This window comes from Mesorhizobium sp. WSM4810 (genome assembly GCF_055811235.1).
Window position 1 is genome coordinate 223,280 of sequence record NZ_JBVVQV010000005.1, and the last position, 18,216, is coordinate 241,495.

The 18,216-nt window shown below is 62.2% G+C and carries 21 protein-coding genes and 2 pseudogenes; 19 read left to right on the forward strand and 4 right to left on the reverse strand.

Annotation, left to right across the window (positions count from 1 at the left end):
- Nucleotides 1–119: 119 nt before the first annotated feature.
- Nucleotides 120–1,049, reverse strand: coding sequence for a DMT family transporter (locus AC0L3O_RS10150; RefSeq protein ID WP_473532370.1), 930 nt, complete (start codon nucleotides 1,047–1,049; stop codon nucleotides 120–122).
- A gap of 134 nt (nucleotides 1,050–1,183) precedes the next feature.
- Here AC0L3O_RS10150 and AC0L3O_RS10155 point away from each other — a divergent pair, with 134 nt between their 5' ends.
- The 6 genes from AC0L3O_RS10155 (at nucleotide 1,184) to AC0L3O_RS10180 (ending at nucleotide 4,801) form a co-directional block, all read left to right on the forward strand.
- Nucleotides 1,184–1,642 (forward strand): Lrp/AsnC family transcriptional regulator, encoded by a 459-nt coding sequence (locus AC0L3O_RS10155; RefSeq protein ID WP_128245948.1) that lies wholly within the window; start codon nucleotides 1,184–1,186, stop codon nucleotides 1,640–1,642.
- Nucleotides 1,643–1,753: 111 nt separating this feature from the next.
- Nucleotides 1,754–2,524: a sulfite exporter TauE/SafE family protein gene (locus AC0L3O_RS10160; RefSeq protein ID WP_128245949.1), complete on the forward strand. Its 771-nt coding sequence runs from the start codon at nucleotides 1,754–1,756 to the stop codon at nucleotides 2,522–2,524.
- 189 nt (nucleotides 2,525–2,713) lie between these two features.
- Nucleotides 2,714–3,118, forward strand: coding sequence for a hypothetical protein (locus AC0L3O_RS10165; protein WP_473615484.1), 405 nt, complete (start codon nucleotides 2,714–2,716; stop codon nucleotides 3,116–3,118).
- A gap of 401 nt (nucleotides 3,119–3,519) precedes the next feature.
- Nucleotides 3,520–4,050, forward strand: coding sequence for a protease adaptor protein RcdA (gene rcdA, locus AC0L3O_RS10170; protein WP_287067967.1), 531 nt, complete (start codon nucleotides 3,520–3,522; stop codon nucleotides 4,048–4,050).
- A 116-nt stretch (nucleotides 4,051–4,166) separates the two neighbouring features.
- Entirely contained in the window at nucleotides 4,167–4,517 is a 351-nt protein-coding gene (locus AC0L3O_RS10175) for a DUF2200 domain-containing protein (RefSeq protein WP_128245951.1), read from the forward strand.
- 128 nt (nucleotides 4,518–4,645) lie between these two features.
- Nucleotides 4,646–4,801: a hypothetical protein gene (locus tag AC0L3O_RS10180; RefSeq protein WP_473532373.1), complete on the forward strand. Its 156-nt coding sequence runs from the start codon at nucleotides 4,646–4,648 to the stop codon at nucleotides 4,799–4,801.
- A gap of 101 nt (nucleotides 4,802–4,902) precedes the next feature.
- On the opposite strand, the gene AC0L3O_RS10185 is transcribed toward AC0L3O_RS10180, so the two are convergent.
- Entirely contained in the window at nucleotides 4,903–5,190 is a 288-nt protein-coding gene (locus AC0L3O_RS10185; RefSeq protein WP_128172642.1) for a hypothetical protein, read from the reverse strand.
- Nucleotides 5,191–5,353: 163 nt separating this feature from the next.
- Nucleotides 5,354–5,581, reverse strand: a pseudogene (locus AC0L3O_RS10190) (cyclophilin-like fold protein); the annotation flags it as partial.
- Here AC0L3O_RS10190 and AC0L3O_RS10195 point away from each other — a divergent pair.
- The 5 genes and pseudogenes from AC0L3O_RS10195 to AC0L3O_RS10215 all read left to right on the forward strand — a co-directional run.
- Nucleotides 5,575–6,378 (forward strand): annotated as a pseudogene (locus AC0L3O_RS10195) (LysR family transcriptional regulator); the annotation flags it as partial. The pseudogenes AC0L3O_RS10190 and AC0L3O_RS10195 overlap by 7 nt on opposite strands.
- A 179-nt stretch (nucleotides 6,379–6,557) precedes the next feature.
- The gene (gene ruvC, locus AC0L3O_RS10200; RefSeq protein ID WP_023799993.1) at nucleotides 6,558–7,067 is read left to right on the forward strand and encodes a crossover junction endodeoxyribonuclease RuvC; all 510 of its coding nucleotides are present in this window, start codon (nucleotides 6,558–6,560) and stop codon (nucleotides 7,065–7,067) included.
- Nucleotides 7,068–7,077: 10 nt separating this feature from the next.
- Nucleotides 7,078–7,698: a Holliday junction branch migration protein RuvA gene (ruvA, locus tag AC0L3O_RS10205; protein ID WP_473535736.1), complete on the forward strand. Its 621-nt coding sequence runs from the start codon at nucleotides 7,078–7,080 to the stop codon at nucleotides 7,696–7,698.
- A gap of 43 nt (nucleotides 7,699–7,741) precedes the next feature.
- Nucleotides 7,742–8,779 (forward strand): Holliday junction branch migration DNA helicase RuvB, encoded by a 1,038-nt coding sequence (gene ruvB, locus AC0L3O_RS10210; RefSeq protein ID WP_128245954.1) that lies wholly within the window; start codon nucleotides 7,742–7,744, stop codon nucleotides 8,777–8,779.
- Between the two features lie 128 nt (nucleotides 8,780–8,907).
- Nucleotides 8,908–9,822 carry a metallophosphoesterase gene (locus AC0L3O_RS10215; protein ID WP_473535735.1) on the forward strand — a complete coding sequence of 305 codons (915 nt, stop codon included), beginning with the start codon at nucleotides 8,908–8,910 and terminating at the stop codon, nucleotides 9,820–9,822.
- On the opposite strand, the gene AC0L3O_RS10220 is transcribed toward AC0L3O_RS10215, so the two are convergent.
- Complete coding sequence (locus tag AC0L3O_RS10220) at nucleotides 9,816–11,066, reverse strand: glycoside hydrolase family 5 protein (RefSeq protein WP_473535734.1); 1,251 nt, start codon at nucleotides 11,064–11,066, stop codon at nucleotides 9,816–9,818. The genes AC0L3O_RS10215 and AC0L3O_RS10220 overlap by 7 nt on opposite strands.
- 132 nt (nucleotides 11,067–11,198) lie before the next feature.
- Here AC0L3O_RS10220 and ybgC point away from each other — a divergent pair, with 132 nt between their 5' ends.
- From ybgC to ybgF, 8 genes are all read left to right on the forward strand, one after another.
- Nucleotides 11,199–11,672, forward strand: coding sequence for a tol-pal system-associated acyl-CoA thioesterase (gene ybgC, locus AC0L3O_RS10225; protein ID WP_023799989.1), 474 nt, complete (start codon nucleotides 11,199–11,201; stop codon nucleotides 11,670–11,672).
- Nucleotides 11,673–11,964: 292 nt separating this feature from the next.
- Entirely contained in the window at nucleotides 11,965–12,675 is a 711-nt protein-coding gene (tolQ, locus tag AC0L3O_RS10230; protein ID WP_023799988.1) for a protein TolQ, read from the forward strand.
- 9 nt (nucleotides 12,676–12,684) lie between these two features.
- Nucleotides 12,685–13,143: an ExbD/TolR family protein gene (locus AC0L3O_RS10235; RefSeq protein ID WP_077375321.1), complete on the forward strand. Its 459-nt coding sequence runs from the start codon at nucleotides 12,685–12,687 to the stop codon at nucleotides 13,141–13,143.
- A gap of 8 nt (nucleotides 13,144–13,151) precedes the next feature.
- Entirely contained in the window at nucleotides 13,152–14,309 is a 1,158-nt protein-coding gene (locus AC0L3O_RS10240; protein ID WP_473615485.1) for an energy transducer TonB family protein, read from the forward strand.
- An 86-nt stretch (nucleotides 14,310–14,395) separates the two neighbouring features.
- On the forward strand, nucleotides 14,396–15,679 hold the full coding sequence (gene tolB / locus AC0L3O_RS10245; protein ID WP_245268562.1) for a Tol-Pal system beta propeller repeat protein TolB: 1,284 nt from the start codon (nucleotides 14,396–14,398) through the stop codon (nucleotides 15,677–15,679).
- Between the two features lie 52 nt (nucleotides 15,680–15,731).
- Nucleotides 15,732–16,418, forward strand: coding sequence for a four helix bundle protein (locus AC0L3O_RS10250; protein ID WP_473615487.1), 687 nt, complete (start codon nucleotides 15,732–15,734; stop codon nucleotides 16,416–16,418).
- Nucleotides 16,379–16,885 carry a peptidoglycan-associated lipoprotein Pal gene (gene pal, locus AC0L3O_RS10255; protein ID WP_128177544.1) on the forward strand — a complete coding sequence of 169 codons (507 nt, stop codon included), beginning with the start codon at nucleotides 16,379–16,381 and terminating at the stop codon, nucleotides 16,883–16,885. The genes AC0L3O_RS10250 and pal overlap by 40 nt, the downstream gene beginning before the upstream one ends.
- Nucleotides 16,886–17,087: 202 nt before the next feature.
- Nucleotides 17,088–18,161 carry a tol-pal system protein YbgF gene (ybgF, locus tag AC0L3O_RS10260; protein ID WP_287341882.1) on the forward strand — a complete coding sequence of 358 codons (1,074 nt, stop codon included), beginning with the start codon at nucleotides 17,088–17,090 and terminating at the stop codon, nucleotides 18,159–18,161.
- Nucleotides 18,162–18,216 lie beyond the last annotated feature (55 nt).

Sequence of the window (18,216 nt, forward strand, 5' to 3'; positions counted from 1 at the left end):
GGTTTTCGCCTATGCCGGGCGAAGATGGTTGCATTGCGGCATAGAGCAAAGTGCCGGCCTTGAACAGGCGGGCGGCCAGGACCGTTGGCGCATGATTGTCGCACGGCGACGTTGTTGCCTCACTTGATTGCCTGGGTGCTCTCGGCTGGGGTCTTCGATTTCCACAGCGTCCAGCCAAGATTCATGCCGGCGGCGGCGACCAGGATGGCGGCGCCGCCGACCATCTGGGCCGGATGCAGGCGGTGGCCGAAGGCGACGACATCGACCAGGATCGCGACCACAGGGTAGATGAAGGACAGCGACCCCTGCAGATAGGTTGGCAGTTTCTGAATGGCGCCGTACATCAGGATGTACATCAGGCCGGTATGGACGACGCCAAGCGTCGCCAGCATGCTCCAGCTCCACACGTCGGCGGGAAGGTGGGAAAGGTTGGCGAAGGGTGCCAGGATGACGACGCCGACGCAGACCTGGATGAGGGCGATCAGGTGCGGCGACGTGCCTTTGAGCTTCTTGGTGACGATGGCGGCGACGGCCCAGAAGAAAGCCGCACCCAGCGCCATCGCGATGCCGATAAAATAATCCGTGCCGACATTACCTGTATTGGGGCCTGCATCGGAGCCGGCATCAGGCGAGCCTTGCACGATCAGCAGCATGCCGGCGAAGGCGATGCCAAGCCAGGCCAGCTTTGTCAGGGTCAGCCGCTCTGAGAAGAAGAGCGCGCCAAAGCCGACCAGCATGAAGGGCTGCGTGTTGTAAACAGCCGTGGCGATCGAGATCGAGGCGCGGGAAAACGAGCTGAACAGCAGCAGCCAGTTGATGACGATGGCCGCGCCGCCAAGGGCCGCAATCGCCACGATGCGCAGTGACAGCGTGCCGCGCAGCAGCCCCAGGGCAGCGCAGATGATCAGCAGCGTTATAGCGCCGAAGGCGCAGCGCCAGAAGACGACGTCCATGATGGGCTCGCCCGACATGACGACGAACCATCCGATCGTGCCGAGGATCACCATTGCGGCCGTCATTTCGACCGTGCCACGCACCGCGCTGTCCATGAATATTGCCTCTCGAAACGCTGATGGTTGATAATCCCATGCCACATCAGCGCTTTCAATAATTTGCGCCGGGTGATATGCCCGTTATGCCTAATTAAATAAGGTGAAGACGGCCTTTTCCTTGGGAATGTAAAATGCTGGACGATCTGGACCGACGCCTTCTCGAAAGCCTGATCAAGGATTCGCGAACCTCATTGAAGGAACTGGCCCAGCAGGTAGGACTGTCATCGCCGAGTGTCGCGGAACGCCTGCGTCGGCTGGAGGATCGTGGCGTTATCAGGGCCTTCACCGTCGAAATCGATCCCCAAGCGCTCGGCTACACCTTGCAGGCGATCGTTCGCATCCGGCCCTTGCCGGGCAAGCTGCATATTGTCCAGAAGCTGATCGAGGAGATTCCGGAGTTTGGCGAATGCGACAAGGTGACGGGCGACGACTGCTTTGTTGCCCGGCTGTTCGTGCGCTCGATCGGCGACCTCGACAAGCTTCTCGACCGTATCGCCGACAAGGCCGAAACGAGCACAGCCATCATCAAGGGGCAGCCGATCCGCAGGCGCCCGCCGCCACTCGGCGCAACTGCCTCCTCAAAACCGTGACAGGCCTCAGCACGAACGACCACAGCGTCGTGTGCGCATTTGCTGTCGCGGCGCGAAAGTTTATCGGCTATTCCAGCGTCTACACGCTTTCCCTCCAACTGCTCCCCGACGATGTCAGGCTTGCTATTCGATCCATGGTTCTATGCCGCTGCCGTTCCAGCCGTCATCCTGGTTGGTCTGTCCAAGGGCGGCTTTGGCGGCGCGGTCGGTTTCGTCGGCGTGCCGCTGATGGCGCTGGCCATGCCGCCGGTGCAGGCAGCCGCCATCCTGCTGCCCATACTGTGCCTGATGGACGTCGTCTCGGTGTGGACATGGTGGGGGGTCTACGACCGCAAGATGCTTGCGGACATGATGCCGGGGGCAGTGATCGGCATCGGCCTCGGCTGGCTGACCGCGGCGCTGGTGACAGCGGAAATGGTGCGGCTGATCGTCGGCGCCGTGGCGATTATCTTCGTGCTTCGCTGGGTCTATCTACAGGTGCGGCACGGTGCGCGCCACTCGGCCGAGCCCAACCGCGCGGCTGCCGCACTCTGGGGGACGGTCGCCGGCTTCACCAGCTTCGTCGCCCATGTCGGCGGCCCGCCCTTTCAGGTCTATGCGCTGCCGATCCGGCTCGATCCGAAAGTGCTGTCGGGCACCGCCGCAATCTTCTTTGCCGCCACCAACGCGTTGAAGCTCATCCCCTATTTTGCGCTCGGACAGTTCGACACCACCAACCTGACCGCATCGGCGGTTCTGGTACCGCTGGCGCCGCTCTCGACCATCGCCGGCGCCTGGCTGGTGCGGCGGATGCGACCGGAACTGTTCTACCCCTTCACCTATGCGACCGTAGCGGTCGTCGCGGTCAAACTCCTGTGGGACGGGATCGCCGGCCTTCTCTAGATTGCCAGCCGATGGAAGTTGCCGGCAGCCGAGCCGTCAGCAGCGTCACGGCGGTTTCAGGCGGGCGCGATGCGACATCGTCCAGAAACATTGCCGATGCTAATGCGCCGATGCCGGGGACCCGGTGGCGGGGCGACCGCCTGATCTCAACCCATTCCCATGACGGGAAAAGGCAATTCGGGGCATAACATGCAAAAGGTAGCACGAAACTTCTTCACGCTGGCCGTCTTCTACGCACTCGCCGGGATGGCGCTCGGCCTACAGATGGCGATCAGCAAAGATCATGCGCAGATGCCAACCCACGCCCACATCATGGTGGCCGGATGGCTGATGTCGGCGGTGTTTGCATTCTTCTACTATCTGTTTCCGGCAGTCGCGGAAAAGACGCTTGCCACCGTCCATTTCTGGTTGACGGCAATCAGTGGCACCGGACTGTTGATCGGCCTTTACATCATGCTTGCCGGCAACCCGGCGATCGAACCGCTGGTGGCAACATCCTCGATGGGCTTTTACGCTGGGCTGCTGCTGTTCGCTTACATCGCGCTGCCGGTGGTGTGGAAAGCCGAACGGCATGCTGAGACGCAAAAGGCCTGAGTCCAAAGGTCTGGGCCCCAAAAAGCCTGGAGTTATTGTGCTGTTACGGCACAGGCGGGCGACGCTTGATCAAAAAATATCCTCGCCGTTAAGGCTTCATTAAGCTTTACAGGCGTTTACTATGCGCATCCAGTGATCTGGATTCTTACCGAGTGGTTGGAGCCACTTTGTTTGACGCCTCCCTGTTAAACTCCTGAGAGCCGCCTTATCCGCGGCTCTTTTTTTTCGGCGACCCGGATTGCCGGTCGCCCGCGCCGCTGCGTCGCCGTTAACCGTTTGTTAAACATGTGCTTGCCTTCACCGGCGGCGAAGCGCATTTTCAAGCCTCGGTCATTTAGGGTGCAGGCGTGGCGGCGATGACGCCGATTCGGCCGGCTGTTAGGCAAGTGCAGGGCGTATCGATGAACGATCCTTCGAAGGGAAGCGCGAAAACCATCAAGCTGGCGGAGCGCCGGGTTTTCTCCCAATCCTTCAAGCCGCTCTACCAGGAAGGCATGGGCCTGGTCGAGCAGGCGGCCGAATATCTGGACGGCAAGGGCCGGGCCGAGGCGAAGAAACTGTCCAGGCTGGCGGCGACGCTCTATGCGGCCGAGTCGATGCGACTGACCACGAGGCTGATGCAGGTCGCCTCCTGGCTGCTTCTGCAGCGCGCCGCGAATTCCGGCGAAATGACTCGCGATCAGGTTGCTTCCGAAAAATCCAAGGTGCGTCTCGACACCGCTTCCGCCAACAACGATGCCGCAGGCTGGGTCGAGCTGCCCAAGGATTTTCTTGACCTCATCGACCGCTCGCTGCGCCTGCAGGCACTGGTGCGCCGCATGGACGAGGAAATCTACGGCGGCGCCGTGGCCGAGGCTGCGCCATCCGGCCGCCGCACCAATCCGGTTTCCGACCAGATCACGCTGCTCAACACGGCTTTCGCCCGCGGCTGACAGACTGCTCGATATCGAAGATGTTCGAAGGCCATCCACACTTTACGATCTTCCCCTGCGATGCCGTGGACGTGATGCCGCTTCTTGGCCCCGATCCCGACGCATGAGGGAGTGCCATGACCGAGCATCGAATCTATTCCATGAGCTTTGCCAGGGTCTATCCGCACTATGTCGCCAAGGCAGAAAAGAAAGGCCGCACCAAAGCCGAGGTCGATGAGATCATCCGCTGGCTGACGGGCTACACCCAGAAGCGGCTGGACGCCCAGCTGGGGAAGAAAACCAGCCTGAAGGATTTCTTTGATCAGGCGCCTCAACTGAATCCTTCTCGGAATTTGATCACGGGGGTGATCTGCGGTGTCCGGGTGGAAGACATCGAAGACCCGCTGATGAAGGAAATCCGCTACCTCGACAAGCTGATCGACGAGCTTGCCAGGGGCAAGGCGATGGAGAAGATCTTGCGGAAATGACGCGATCGCACGATCGCATCGACTGCGATCCGACAATGACGCGAACGAGCATCGTGGGGCCGGAAGCGGAACGTTCGCTTTCGGGATGATGGCGCTAGAAAGCCGACCTTTTCATCCAGCCGACCGCCTTGCGCCAGAAGCTGGCCTCCGTGATTTCATATCCAAATATCGCGTTTCAGATCGGATACCTGAAGAACGCCGTTGGCGAGGGTAGCGACGGCATCGACAACGATGGACACAGCGAATCGACATCGACACAGGGCGGCTTCGGCCGCCACGTTTGATGGCAACGGATGACGTTCAGGGCTAGTTGCACGGCGGCGACGAGCCCGACACGATGTCGCAGGCGAATCCACGCGACGGGCAGCAAGGGCCGTCGCCGACTCTATGTTCCCTTCACGATTCTCGGCTTTGGTGGTCGGCGGGATTGAGCCGCACTCTCAAGGGGCAAGGCCAGCCGCTTCTCGTCTTCGATGGCGCGATCGACTGCCTCGATTTCCTCTTGGAGTTCCTTTAGCTTGGCTCCGTAGCTGGAGCCGTCGCTGTCCCCGATCTGAAAGCCGCTTGCCCGCATTGCGTCGCGGGTATGGTGCACGTTACGGACTCCTTCGCGTCGAGTCGCGACCAGGATTTCCCTGAACTCTCCAAGACGTTCAACGTGATTTCGAGTCATTGCGTTCTCCTATTTCGTCGTCATCGGCGCTGACGGCGATTCAGCACGGCTAAAACTTACGGCGCAGAAGGTTTAAGCGACTCTAAGAGATACGCTCGACAAAACATGAATGCGGAAGCTCAAATTTGACCCTTGCAATAAAGTGGAGCGCGGGAGGCGGCGTTCATCCATTGTGCGGTAGCCTTCCGGGCTCAGGAAGAACTTCGACGCGCATCGGATGCTCTCCGCGCACCAGAAGCGGCGCTGGCCCCTGGTCGAGACGCCCGAGCCGGATCAGGCCGCGCGACCACCGATAGGGACCATGAAACATCGCAAGATTGCCCCAAGGGGCGTAGTAGCAAAGATCGCCAACCGCCTCGTTCCCGAAGCGACCGCCGCCTTCCGGCGCAATCGACGCTCAGCCATACAATCAAGCAGCTCGAAGCGCGCATGGGCATCCGCCTGCTGACCCGCACCACGCGCAACGTCGCAACGACGATCGCGGGCGAACGGCTGCTGCAGACAATTGCGCCGCGCATCGCCGAAATCGACGACGAGATCGCGGCGCTGACGGCGCTCCACGACAAGCCGTCAGGCTCGATCAGGCTGACCCTGTCCGACCATGCACTCGAAAGCGTGGTCTGGCCCAAGCTCAAGCCGGTGCTTGTCGCCTATCCCGATATCAGCGTCGAACTGATCCTGGACAGCACCTTCCGCAACATCGTTGAGGAAGGCTCCGACGCCGGCGTCCGGATTGGAGAGAGCGTTGAGAAGGATATGATCGCGGTGCGCATCGGTCCCGACTGGCGTCTGGTCGCCATTGCTTCGCCTGCCTATCTCGCCGCGCATGGTGTGCCCGAGCACCCGCAAGAACTGATTCGGCATCTCTGTATCAACATGCGTCATGAAAGCGCCGGCGGCCTTTACGCCTGGGAGTTCGAGAAGGATGGGCAGGCGCTCCGCGTTCGAGTCAACGGTCAACTGACCTTCAATAATACTTATGCCACGATTGATGCCGCGGCCAGTGGATACGGCGTCGCCTACGTCCCGGAGATCATCGTCGAGCAGCACATCGCACGTGGCAAGCTGGTTCAGCTCCTGGACGATTGGTCGCCGTTTTTTGAAGGCTATTTCCTCTACTATCCGAGCCGTCGTCAAAATCTTCGCGCGTTCAAAGTCATCGTCGATGCGCTACGACATCGGAATTGAAGCGAGGGGATCTACGCGCGGCTCACGGACCCAAATGTCCGCTCCGCTTCGGTTCTCGCAGACCACGCCGTCTGTCTCGTCAGAGCGAATTCTCAAACAGCCTGTGGGACGCAGCGGAACCGTTTCTGGTTTGTTCACATTTCGCTGGCATCGCTGTCCGCCACGGGTAAACTTGGCGGATGGGGGAAACGATTCGCATCATCGGCATCGATCCGGGGCTGAGGCGCACCGGTTGGGGCATCGTCGAAAGCCTCGGCAACTCGCTGCGCTTCGTCGCCTCCGGCACCGTGCGTTCCGACGACAAGGCGACGCTGGCGACACGGCTTTGCCAGTTGCATGACGGACTTGCCGAGATCCTGCATGCCGCCATGCCGCACGAAGCAGCGGTTGAGCAGACCTTCGTCAACAAGGATGCGGCCGCGACGCTGAAGCTCGGCCAGGCGCGCGGCATCGCCATGCTGGTGCCGGCGCTGGCCGGCCTGGTCGTTGCCGAATATGCGCCCAACGCCGTCAAGAAGGCGGTGATCGGCGTCGGTCATGGCGACAAGAAGCAGATCCACATGATGGTCAAGGTGCTGATGCCGAAGGCGACGTTCGACACCGACGATGCCGCCGACGCGCTGGCCATTGCCATCTGCCACGCGCATCACCGGCAGAGTGTTGTCTATAGGTTGGCGGCGCTGGCATGAGGGACCACACATGATCGGCAAGCTAAAAGGCACGCTGGACGAGGTCGACGAGGATTTCTGCACTATCGACGTGCATGGCGTAGGCTATGTCGCCCACTGCTCGACGCGCACGCTGGCCGCCTTGCCGGCCCCCGGCGAGGCGGTGGTGCTGTTTATCGAGACCTATGTCCGCGAAGACATGCTGCGGCTGTACGGTTTCCAGTCGGTGCTGGAGCGTGAATGGTTCCGGCTGTTGATGAACAATGTGCAGGGCGTTGGCGCCAAGGTCGCGCTGGCCATCCTGTCGACGCTGGCGCCGGCCGATCTCGCCAATGCCATCGCATTGCGGGATATTGCCATGGTCAGCCGCGCGCCCGGTGTCGGCAAGAAGGTGGCCGAGCGCATCGTCACCGAACTGAAGAACAAGGCGCCGGCCTTTGCCGGCGCTGCCTCCGGCACCATCGGCCTGAAGCAGGAGCTTGGCGAAGGCGTCGCGCCGGCGCCAATCACCGACGCCGTCTCAGCGCTGGTCAATCTCGGCTATTCACGCGATACCGCCGCCAATGCGGTGGCGGCGGCGCTGAAAAGCGCCGGCGAGGACGCGGATGCGTCGAAGCTGATCCGCTTCGGACTGAAGGAACTGGCGCGGTGAGTCTGCGCTTGTCCCGTTCTCTGCCCTGTGCAAGGAAGGCGGCATGAGCCTTTCGCCACGCCTCATTGCTCCCGACAAGCGCGGCGAAGATGCCGAGCAGACCTTGCGGCCGCAGACGCTCGGCGATTTCGTCGGCCAGGCGGCGGTGCGGGCCAATCTCAAAGTGTTTATCGAGGCCGCCAAGGGCCGCAGCGAGGCGCTCGACCATGTGCTGTTCGTCGGGCCGCCCGGCCTCGGCAAGACGACGCTGGCGCAGATCATGGCACGCGAGCTCGGCGTCAATTTCCGCTCGACCTCCGGTCCGGTCATCGCCAAGGCCGGCGATCTAGCAGCACTGCTCACCAATCTCGAAGACCGCGACGTGCTGTTCATCGACGAGATCCACCGGCTCAACCCGGCGGTCGAGGAAATCCTCTATCCGGCGATGGAGGATTTCCAGCTCGACCTGATCATCGGCGAAGGGCCGGCGGCGCGTTCGGTCAAGATCGATCTTGCCCGCTTCACACTGGTCGCCGCCACCACCCGGCTCGGCCTTTTGACCAATCCGCTGCGCGACCGTTTCGGCATTCCGGTCCGCCTCAATTTCTACTCGGTCGAGGAACTGGAGCAGGTCGTGCGCCGCGGCGCCCGCATCCTTGCCATGCCGCTCGGCGACGATGGCGCGCTTGAGATCGCTCGGCGCGCGCGCGGCACGCCGCGCATCGCCGGCCGGCTGTTGCGCCGCGTGCGTGATTTTGCCTCCGTCGCCGGCGACGGTCACGTCGACCGCCAGATCGCCGACGAGGCGCTGACGCGGCTCGAGGTCGATGCGCTCGGCCTCGACGCGCTCGACCGCCGCTATCTCTCGATGATCGCGCGGAATTTTGGCGGCGGGCCGGTCGGCATCGAGACCATCGCGGCAGGGCTTTCCGAGCCGCGCGACGCCATCGAGGACATCATCGAGCCCTATCTGATCCAACAGGGTTTTATTCAGCGCACACCGCGCGGCCGCGTGCTGACCGCCAATGCCTGGCGGCATCTCGGCCTCGATGCGCCGAAGGACCTGGCGCAGCAGCAGATCAGCCTATTCCAGGAAGAGTAGCGTCGGCGCGGCGTTGCGGCCTTCTTTGCTGCGCAAAATCTCCTAATCCTGGTCAGCTTGCCGGCGCATTTGCGGGCTCTAACGCTTCGCTGTGGGACCGTCGGTTCCACGAACGATGGGGTTGAGCGATGATCACCAGACGCGGCTTCCTGCGCCTCATCGGCGGTTCCTTCCTATCCGCCGTGTCGCTCAGTGCTTATGCGGTTGGCCTCGAGCCGCTGCTGCTGACGCATGTAAAGCGCTATTCACTGACCCCGCCAAACTGGCCTGCAGGATTGCACCTTCGCGTCGTCGCTCTCGCCGATATTCATGTCTGTCGGCCATGGATGACGCCGGAGCGGATCAGGTCGCTTGCCGAACGGGCGAACAGCCTGCAGCCGGATCTGATTGTCCTGCTTGGCGACTATGCAGCCGGCACACGCCTGGTTACGGACTGGGTGGCTTCCTCCGAATGGGCGCCGGCCTTGTCAGGCCTGAAGGCGCCGCTCGGGGTGTGGTCAATCCTTGGCAATCACGACTGGTGGGAGGACCTTTCCGCGCAGAAGGCCGGGTTGGGGCCGACGGTGGCGCGCCGGGCGCTCGAGAGCGCCGGCATACCGGTCCTGGAAAACGATGTGGTGCGCCTGGAAAAAGACGGGTATGGCTTCTGGGTCGCCGGACTTGCCGACCAACTTGCGCTGCGGCCGGGCAAGGCCTGGGGCCGCAGCAGGTTCACAGGACTGGACGACCTGCACGGCACGCTGGCAAAGGTAAGCGACAAGGCTCCCGTTATCCTGCTTGCACATGAGCCGGACATTTTCCCGAAGGTCCCGCCACGGGTATCGTTGACCCTTTCGGGCCATACCCATGGCGGACAGGTGCGGTTGCTCGGCTATTCTCCGGTCGTGCCATCCCGCTTCGGCAACCGGTTTGCCTATGGTCATGTCGTGGAGGAGAACGGCAACCTGATCGTCTCTGGAGGTCTCGGTTTTAGCATCCTGCCGGTGCGTTTCGGGATGCGTCCAGAGATTCTTTCGATCGAATTGGGTTCGGCGCTTCAGTGAAGTAACCTGATCGCATCCATCACATCCGGCTCGGCCTTGTCGCCATCAAAAGCGTCGATGATGCCGAAGGCGCCGCCATAGCTCCAGATCGACCATGCGAAGCCATGGGCTTCGGCGCGCGCGATCATGTCCCTGACATAAGCGGCACGGTATTCGGCCGGCATCACGTAGGCATTGCCGTATTCCTGGCGGATCATGCCGAATTCGCCGAGCGTGATGTTCTCCGGTTTGATCCCGTTGGCCTTTGCCCAGGCCTCGACCCTGGTGAACGGCGCCTCTATCGTCTCGCGCAGTTTCTGATCCGTATCCAGGCCGGCCACCTGCTCGTCGAGATAGGCAAGCAGGCCGCTCTGGCGCGCCCATGGCGCCTCTGCCTTGATCCTCGCGCGGATCGTATCGAGCGCAGCATCCAGTTGGGCGCGTGGGACGGCGCTGAGCGGATAGGGCAGGCCGGTGACATAGGGGATGAAGTCGCCGGCCCAGGTCGCGCCCTGATGGGTCAGCAGGAACGGGTCGTAGGAGTGAAAGGTCCAGATGATGTTGGCGTCGGGGATCGCCTTCGGATCGATCTTTGCCAGCGATGCCGCATTGGAATAGCAGGCGCCGGTCAGGATCAGGGTGAGCCTGGTGGCTGACGAACGCGCCGCCGCGAACAGTTTCTGCTGGCGCTCCGGCCACAGGCCGGTGCCGTCGGCGTCGCAGTCGGTGACCGGCTCGTTCATCGGCTCGAAAGCGACTTGGCGCGGATCCTCATCGGCCAGCGTGCGCGCCATCTTGCGCACCATTTCGACATAGGCGTCGAACATTTGTGGATCGTCCATCACCTCGCCCATGCCGATCTTGCGGCTGCTGCCGCTGGGGATCAGATGCAAGTCGACGATCACCTTCAAGCCGGCGCGATTGATCATGCGCACCGAGGCCAGCACGCTGGCATAGAGCTCGTCGCGCAGCGCCAGCGTCTCGCCGGACAGGAACGGCGACGGATCGACCGGCATGCGCAGGAAATCGAAGCCGGCGCTCTTCAGCGCCTTGAGGTCGTCGTCGTTGAGGAATTTGCGCCATTCCGGATAGGGCAGGATTGCTTGCCGGTCGCCCCATTTGTCCTCGCCCGGCCATGTCGTCCATTGGTCGAGATTGAGGCCGCGCTTCATCATAAAGCTCGCCGCCTGGCCCGGCGGCACCAGCGCGGCCAGCACAAGCAGCGCCGCCATCAAGGTCTTGATCATCGCCGTCAACAGTGCCATCGGGTTCATGCGCCAAGTTAATGCGTGTCGCCCAAAACTGTGTAGCGGCTTTTGGACAACGACGCGCCCGGAAACACTACCTGAAGCGCGTCGCGCTTTAGGTGCCCGGTCAGGCCAAAAAAGGAAAGCGCGATGGACGATCATGGTGAATCGGCGGCGCTCTGCGCCGGGCTTTCCGGCGCGCTGACCGAATTCGGCCACCGGCTGATGGCGCGGGTCTATTATGCCGACACCGATTTCTCCGGTGTCGTCTATCACGCGCGCTATCTCGAATTCTTCGAGCGCGGCCGTTCCGATTATCTCAGGCTTGCCGGCGTCCACCACACCGAGCTTGCCGACGGCAAGCATGGCGAAAGAATAATCTGGGTGGTGCGGCGCATGGAAATCGACTTTCGCGGCTCCGCCCGCATGGACGATGTCTTGACCATCGAGACGCGCACCGAGGACATTTCGGGCGCCCGCATCTTTATGGCGCAGCAGCTGAAGCGCGGCGGCGAGGTGCTGGTCGAGGCGCGGGTCGAGGCGGCGATCATCGGCGAGAACGGCCGGCCAAGGCGCTTTCCGAAGGAATGGATCGCAACCTTCATGCCCAAGACAAATCGATAGTTCAAATCGGCAAGTTACCGATCCCAATGATCCGCTGACAATGCCAGGCGGCTCGCCCAAGGCGCGGCAATGCGCCGCGCTGTGCGTCCTAACCCATCCTTAACCATAACAGTTCATGAAGAGAGTGGTGAAGATTGGAGGAATCCAGCGCCTTCCTTTCACCAAGATTTGCCCTGAAAAGGCCGCCTACGGTGCATTTTGGGGTTATTCCGCAAGCTTTGCGCGAACGGATTATAAGGGATGCCTATGGGCCAGCCGCCAGCCGTGCCCGGAAATTCTTAAGGACGTAACCATGGAAAATATCGCACTCGCCGAACCGGGCGCGCATTTGTCGATTTGGGCGCTGTTCACGCAGGCCGGCTGGGTGGTCAAGCTGGTCATGATCGGGCTGCTCTGCGCCTCGATCTGGACCTGGGCGATCATCGTCGACAAGCTCGTCGCCTATGGCCGCATGCGGCTCGCGCTCAATCGCTTCGAACAGGTGTTCTGGTCCGGGCAGTCGCTGGAAGAGCTCTATCGCACGCTCGCCGACCGCAAGACGTCAGGCATGGGCGCCATCTTCGTCGCCGCCATGCGCGAATGGAAGAAGAGCTTCGAGAAGGGGGCGAAATCGCCGCTTGGCCTGCAGACCCGCATCGACAAGGCGATGGACCTGGCGCTGACCCGCGAAATGGAAAAACTGGAAGGACGGCTTGGCTTTCTCGCCACCACTGGCTCGGCGGCGCCGTTCATCGGCCTGTTCGGCACCGTGATCGGCATCATGACCTCGTTCCAGGCGATCGCGGCATCGAAGAACACCAGCCTGTCGGTGGTCGCACCCGGCATTGCCGAGGCGCTGCTGGCCACGGCAATTGGCCTGCTGGCGGCTATTCCCGCCGTCATCGCCTACAACAAGCTGTCGTCGGACGCGAGCAAGATCGCCGTGCGCATGGAAGGGTTCGCGGACGAGTTCTCCGCCATACTCTCGCGCCAAATCGATGAAAAAGTCGCGCAGAAGACCTGAGGAACAATCATGGGAATGTCTGTAGGCGCGGGTGGCGGGGGACGCGGTGGTCGCGGCCACAGGCGGCGCGGCCGCCATCACGCGATGATATCGGAAATCAACGTCACGCCGATGGTCGATGTGATGCTGGTGCTGTTGATCATCTTCATGGTCGCCGCGCCACTGCTGACGGTCGGCGTTCCGGTCGACCTGCCGGAAACACAGGCCAAGGCGATTGCGGCCGACACGCAACCGATCGAGGTATCCATCAACTCCGCCGGCCAGATTTACATCCAGAAGACCGAGATCCCAATCGAGGAACTGGTGGCAAAGCTGCAGGCGATCTCGAAGACCGGCTATGACGAGCGCATCTTCTTTCGCGCCGACAAGGCAACCAATTATGGAGCGGCTCTGCAGGTCATGGCCCGTGTCCAAGCCGCTGGCTACAAGAATATGAGTCTCATCTCGCTGCAGGAACAGGACCAGTAGACAAGAACATGCGGACCGGCCTCACCACATCGGTGATCTTGCATGCGACGGCGATCGCCTTCGGGCTGTTCACGCTGTCGGCGCCGGCTGCGCTTCCGTCGTCCGAAGTCGAGTCGGTCGCAGTCGAGATCGTGCCGATGGAAGCGATCGCGCAGATACAGAAAGGCGACAAGAAGGCTGCGGTGAGCGAAAAGCCGGCGCCATTGCCGACCCAGCGCCCGGATATCGTTCCCGACGCGAAGACGGTCGGTGACAACAGCGTCGATACCGACAAGCCGCCGACGCCGGAACCCAAGCCCCAGCCGGTCGATATGGCTGAGGCGCCGCCGCCCGCGCCGACGCCGAAAGAGAAGCCGAAGCCCGAGGACGCGCCGAAGCCGAAGGAGCAGCCGAAGCCTGTCCCGGCGACGGAGGTCGCACCGGTCCCGCAGCCGAAGGAAGAGGTCAAGCCCGAGCCGGTCAAGCAGGCGGAGCCCAAGCCGACACCGGCCAAGGAACCGGCGCCGACGCCGCCGCAGGACAAGACCGCCGCCATCGACCCGAAGCCAGAGGTCAAGCCGGACGCGGTCGCGGAAGCGATTGCCCAGGAGCCGCCAACCGAGACGACGCAGCTTCCGGAATCGGCGCCCGCCCCCCAGGCGCGGCCGAAGCCGCAGCCGGCCCAGGCCGAAAGCGCCAAGGCGCCCGAGCGCAAGGACGCCGACAAGCCGGTCAAGGAAGCCTCGTCCAAGCCGAAATCCGAGGAGAAGCAGTTTGACGCCGATGAGGTCGCTGCCCTGCTTGACAAGCGGAAGCCATCCGGCGGCGGCGCCAAGCGCTCAACCCAGCAGGCATCGCTCGGTGGTGACAAGGATCAGGGCCAGAAGTTGTCGAAGTCGGAGGAAGGGGCGCTCCGAGATCAGCTTGCCGGTTGCTGGTCAATTCCTGCTGGCGTCGAGGGCTCGGAGAGCTACGTGGCCGTGATCCGCTTCAATCTGGACGCGTCTGGCAAGCTGGATGGCCGGCCTGCTGTCGAAAAATCGAGCGGAAGCCGCCCGTTCGACGAGAGTGCCGTACGCGCGGTTCAGAAATGCGACATGGCCGGTCTGCAGGTTCCCGCCGGCAAGCAGGACATCTGGGCCGACGTCCGGGTCACTTTCGATCCGAGGGAGATGCTGGGCCTGTAGGCCTGGCGCCCCCAGAATCATTGAAGACCCGTAGAATCATTGAAGAGAAGCGAGAAGACATGAAATCCATCCTCAAGCCGCTCCTGATGATCGTAGCGATGGCGCTGGGCATGACTGCCGCCGCCACCTTGCCGGCGCGGGCGCTCGTTGAGCTCAACGTCAACAAAGGCAATGTCGAGCCGCTGCCGATCGCCATCACCGATTTCCAGGGCGGCGATGCGCTGGGCGCGGAGATTTCCGGCATCGTCAGCGCAGACCTGAAACGCTCCGGCCTGTTCGCGCCGATCGACAAGAGCGCCTTCATCGAAAAGATCTCGAACCCGGATGCCACGCCTCGCTTCGAGGACTGGAAGGTGATCAATGCCCAGGCGCTGGTCACCGGCAGCGTCAGCAAGGAGGCCGATGGCCGCGTCCGTGCCCAGTACCGGTTGTGGGACACCTTTGCCGGCCAGCAGATGTCGGGCGAGCAGTTCTTCGCCAACGACGCCAACACAAGGCGCGTCGCCCACATCATCGCCGACGCCATCTATGAGCGGCTGACCGGCGAGAAAGGCTATTTCGACACGCGCGTCGTCTTCATCGACGAATCGGGCGCAAAGAACGCGCGCAAGAAGCGCCTCGCCATCATGGACCAGGACGGCGCCAATATCCGCTACCTGTCGGACGGCAGGTCGATCGTGCTGACCCCGCGTTTCTCGCCAAACCGGCAGGAAATTACTTACATGTCCTATGAAAGCGGCCAGCCGAAGGTCTATCTGCTGCAGATCGAGACCGGGCAGCGCGAACTGGTCGGCGACTTTCCCGGCATGACCTTTGCGCCGCGGTTCTCGCCCGACGGCCAGAAGGTGATCATGAGCCTGCTGCGCGACGACGGCAATTCCAACATCTTCGCCATGGATTTGAGAAGCCGCTCGACGACCAGGCTCACCAACTCGACGGCCATCGACACCTCGCCGTCCTATTCGCCGGATGGCAGCAAGGTGGTGTTCACCTCCGACCGCGGCGGCCGCGCGCAGATCTATGTGATGGGCGCCGACGGTTCTGGCCAGACCCGCATCTCCTTCGGCGACGGCGTCTATTCGACGCCGGTGTGGTCACCGCGTGGCGATCTCATCGCCTTCACCAAGCAGACCGCCGGCGAGTTCCAGATCGGCGTCATGCGCGTCGACGGTTCAGGCGAGCGCATCCTTTCAACCGGCTTCCAGCAGGAGGGGCCGACCTGGGCGCCCAACGGCCGGGTGCTGATGTTCTTCCGCGATTCTGCCGGCGGCCCGAAACTCGTTTCGGTCGATCTCACCGGCCGCAACGAACAGTCGATCCCGACCTCGAATTTCGCTTCGGACCCGGCCTGGTCGCCGCTGCTGGAATAGGCTGGAAGGGGAATTGAGGAATTGAGGAACTGACGAGTTGAAGAACTGAAGGATGGAGAAGGCAGCGGCCTACATCGAGCACGCGAGGGATTTGGAAGTCTATAAGCGTGCCTATGCAGTTTCCCTTGGGGTACACAGAGCCACGCTTGCTTTTCCGAAAATGGAGCAATACGCGCTCGCCGATCAACTACGTCGTTCCAGCAAGGCGATCTGCGCCAATTTGGCTGAGGGTTTTGCCAAACAAACCCGCTCCAAGCCCGAATTCGCACGGTTCATTTCGATGGCGATAGGGTCATGCAGTGAAGTGGAGACGTGGATTTCGTATGCGTTCGATCTGGAGTATATCACCCAGGCGCAACGCGACGACTGGTTGCAATCCTATGCCCCGCATCTACGGAATGCTGGTCAATCTCAGAGAGAAGCTGAGGTGACCTCTTTCCTCAGTTCCTCAGTTCGTCAGTTCCTCAGTTCCCCAATTCCTCAGTTCCTCAATTCCCTTTTTCCACGGCTTGGTCGCGTTTCAGCCGCATTTCTGCCTACGGTCCGCGCGCATTGTTGCCTCCTCGGATTCCCCTTGGGCAAAACGGCTGTGGACGGCAGCCGAAACCAAATTTTAACCGTGTTTCTTGAACGCCGGTTAACCCAAACGTGGTTACTGGACGATCAACGAAATCACTCGAATTGCGAAGGAGAGGCGGCATGGGCCGTATCGCAGCACTTACCAGAAACCCGGCGATGATCGCGCTGGTGGCATTGCTCGCCATCGCCGGCTGCGCCTCGAAGAAGAACCTGAACAGCGCCGCCGATCTCGGTCTCAGCGGCGCCGGGGCGGCAACGCCCGGATCGGCCCAGGATTTTACCGTCAACATCGGCGACCGCATCTTCTTCGACACGGATTCGTCCTCGATCCGCGCCGACGCGCAGACGACGCTTTCGCGGCAGGCGCAATGGCTGAACCAGTATCGGCAGTATGCCATCGTCATTGAAGGCCATGCCGACGAGCGCGGCACGCGCGAATACAATCTGGCGCTCGGCGCCCGCCGCGCCGCCGCCACCCGCGACTTCCTCGTCGCCAGGGGTGTTTCCGGCCAGCGCCTGAAGACCATTTCTTACGGCAAGGAGCGTCCGGTCGCGGTTTGCGACGACATCTCCTGCTGGTCGCAGAACCGCCGCGCCGTCACCACGATCAGCGGCGCCGGTTCCTGATCGGCAATTTTCCGATCGGCAGAAATGCAACACCTACGTGTGAAAGGCGGCTGCGGCCGCCTTTTTCATGTCCGGCGCCCGGATGTGGGACTTGAAACAAAATTTGGCCGAAGTCCTGCGTCCTTGGTAATAACCGAGGCGCCTGACGGTCCACTCCGATCGGAAGGCATGCAACAGGCAAACAATCCACGGCGAGAGGCACATGCATTTCAGATCGGTCTTGAGCGGCACGCTTGCGTTGCTGCTCGTATCAAGCGTCGCTGCCCCGGCAGTAGGCAATGAGCAAGGCACAGAAAAAAGCGGTTTTTCCTTCCGCCTGCCGACGCTCGGCATTTTCGGTGAAAAAAAGAAACCGGATCAGGTGCAATTTGCGCAGGATGGCACCGGCACTACCGCGCTGGAGGAACAACTCCGGCAAATGAACGGCAAGATCGAGGAGCTCAACTTCCAGGTGCTGCAGATGCAGGAGCAGATCCGCAAGCAGCAGGAAGATAACGAGTTCCGTTTCCAGCAGCTGGAAGGCGGCTCACAAGGCGCGCAGCAGCCACGCGAGCAGAAGAAGTCGGACGCCACCACCAACACCGACAGCAGCGTCGCCGAGGCTCCGGCGACGCATGCGCCGGCCGATGCGGGCACACCGCCCGCGGGCGGCCAGAGCGGCGAGGTCATCGTCGAATCACCGACAGGGGAACCCGGCGCGGTGATCCCGGGCACGCCGCCGAAGACGTTCGGCACCATCACCGTCGACAAGAACGGCAATGTGATCGACGCAGACGGCAAGACGCAGGCACATGCACCGGCGCAGAACACCGCCCCTGTCTCCGGCGACCAGGCCGCTGGCACGCAGGCCGGCAAGTCCGACGATACGGTGGTCGCGGCGCTGCCCGCCACCGACGACCCGGAGGAGCTTTACCGCAATTCCTATCAGTTCATCCTGTCGGGCGACTACGGCACTGCCGAACAGGGTTTTCGCGACCACATCGCCCGCTTCCCCAAGGACGCCAAGACGGCGGACGCGCATTACTGGCTGGGTGAGTCGCTGCTCGGCCAGCAGAAGTATCGCGACGCGGCCGAGACTTTCCTCGCCGCCAGCAAGGACTATCCGAAGGCCAAGAAGGCTCCCGACATGCTGCTGAAGCTCGGTGTGTCGCTGGTCGGATTGAACCAGCGCGACGTGGCCTGCGCCACTTTCGGCGAGATCGGCAAGCGCTATCCGAACGTTTCCGGCGCGCTCAAGGAACGCGTCAAGCAGGAAAGGGCGCTCGCGGCGTGTTAGTTTTTCTCTTGCACGTCGTTGCCCCAAGACTTGTTGCCCCAGATCCGGGGCCACT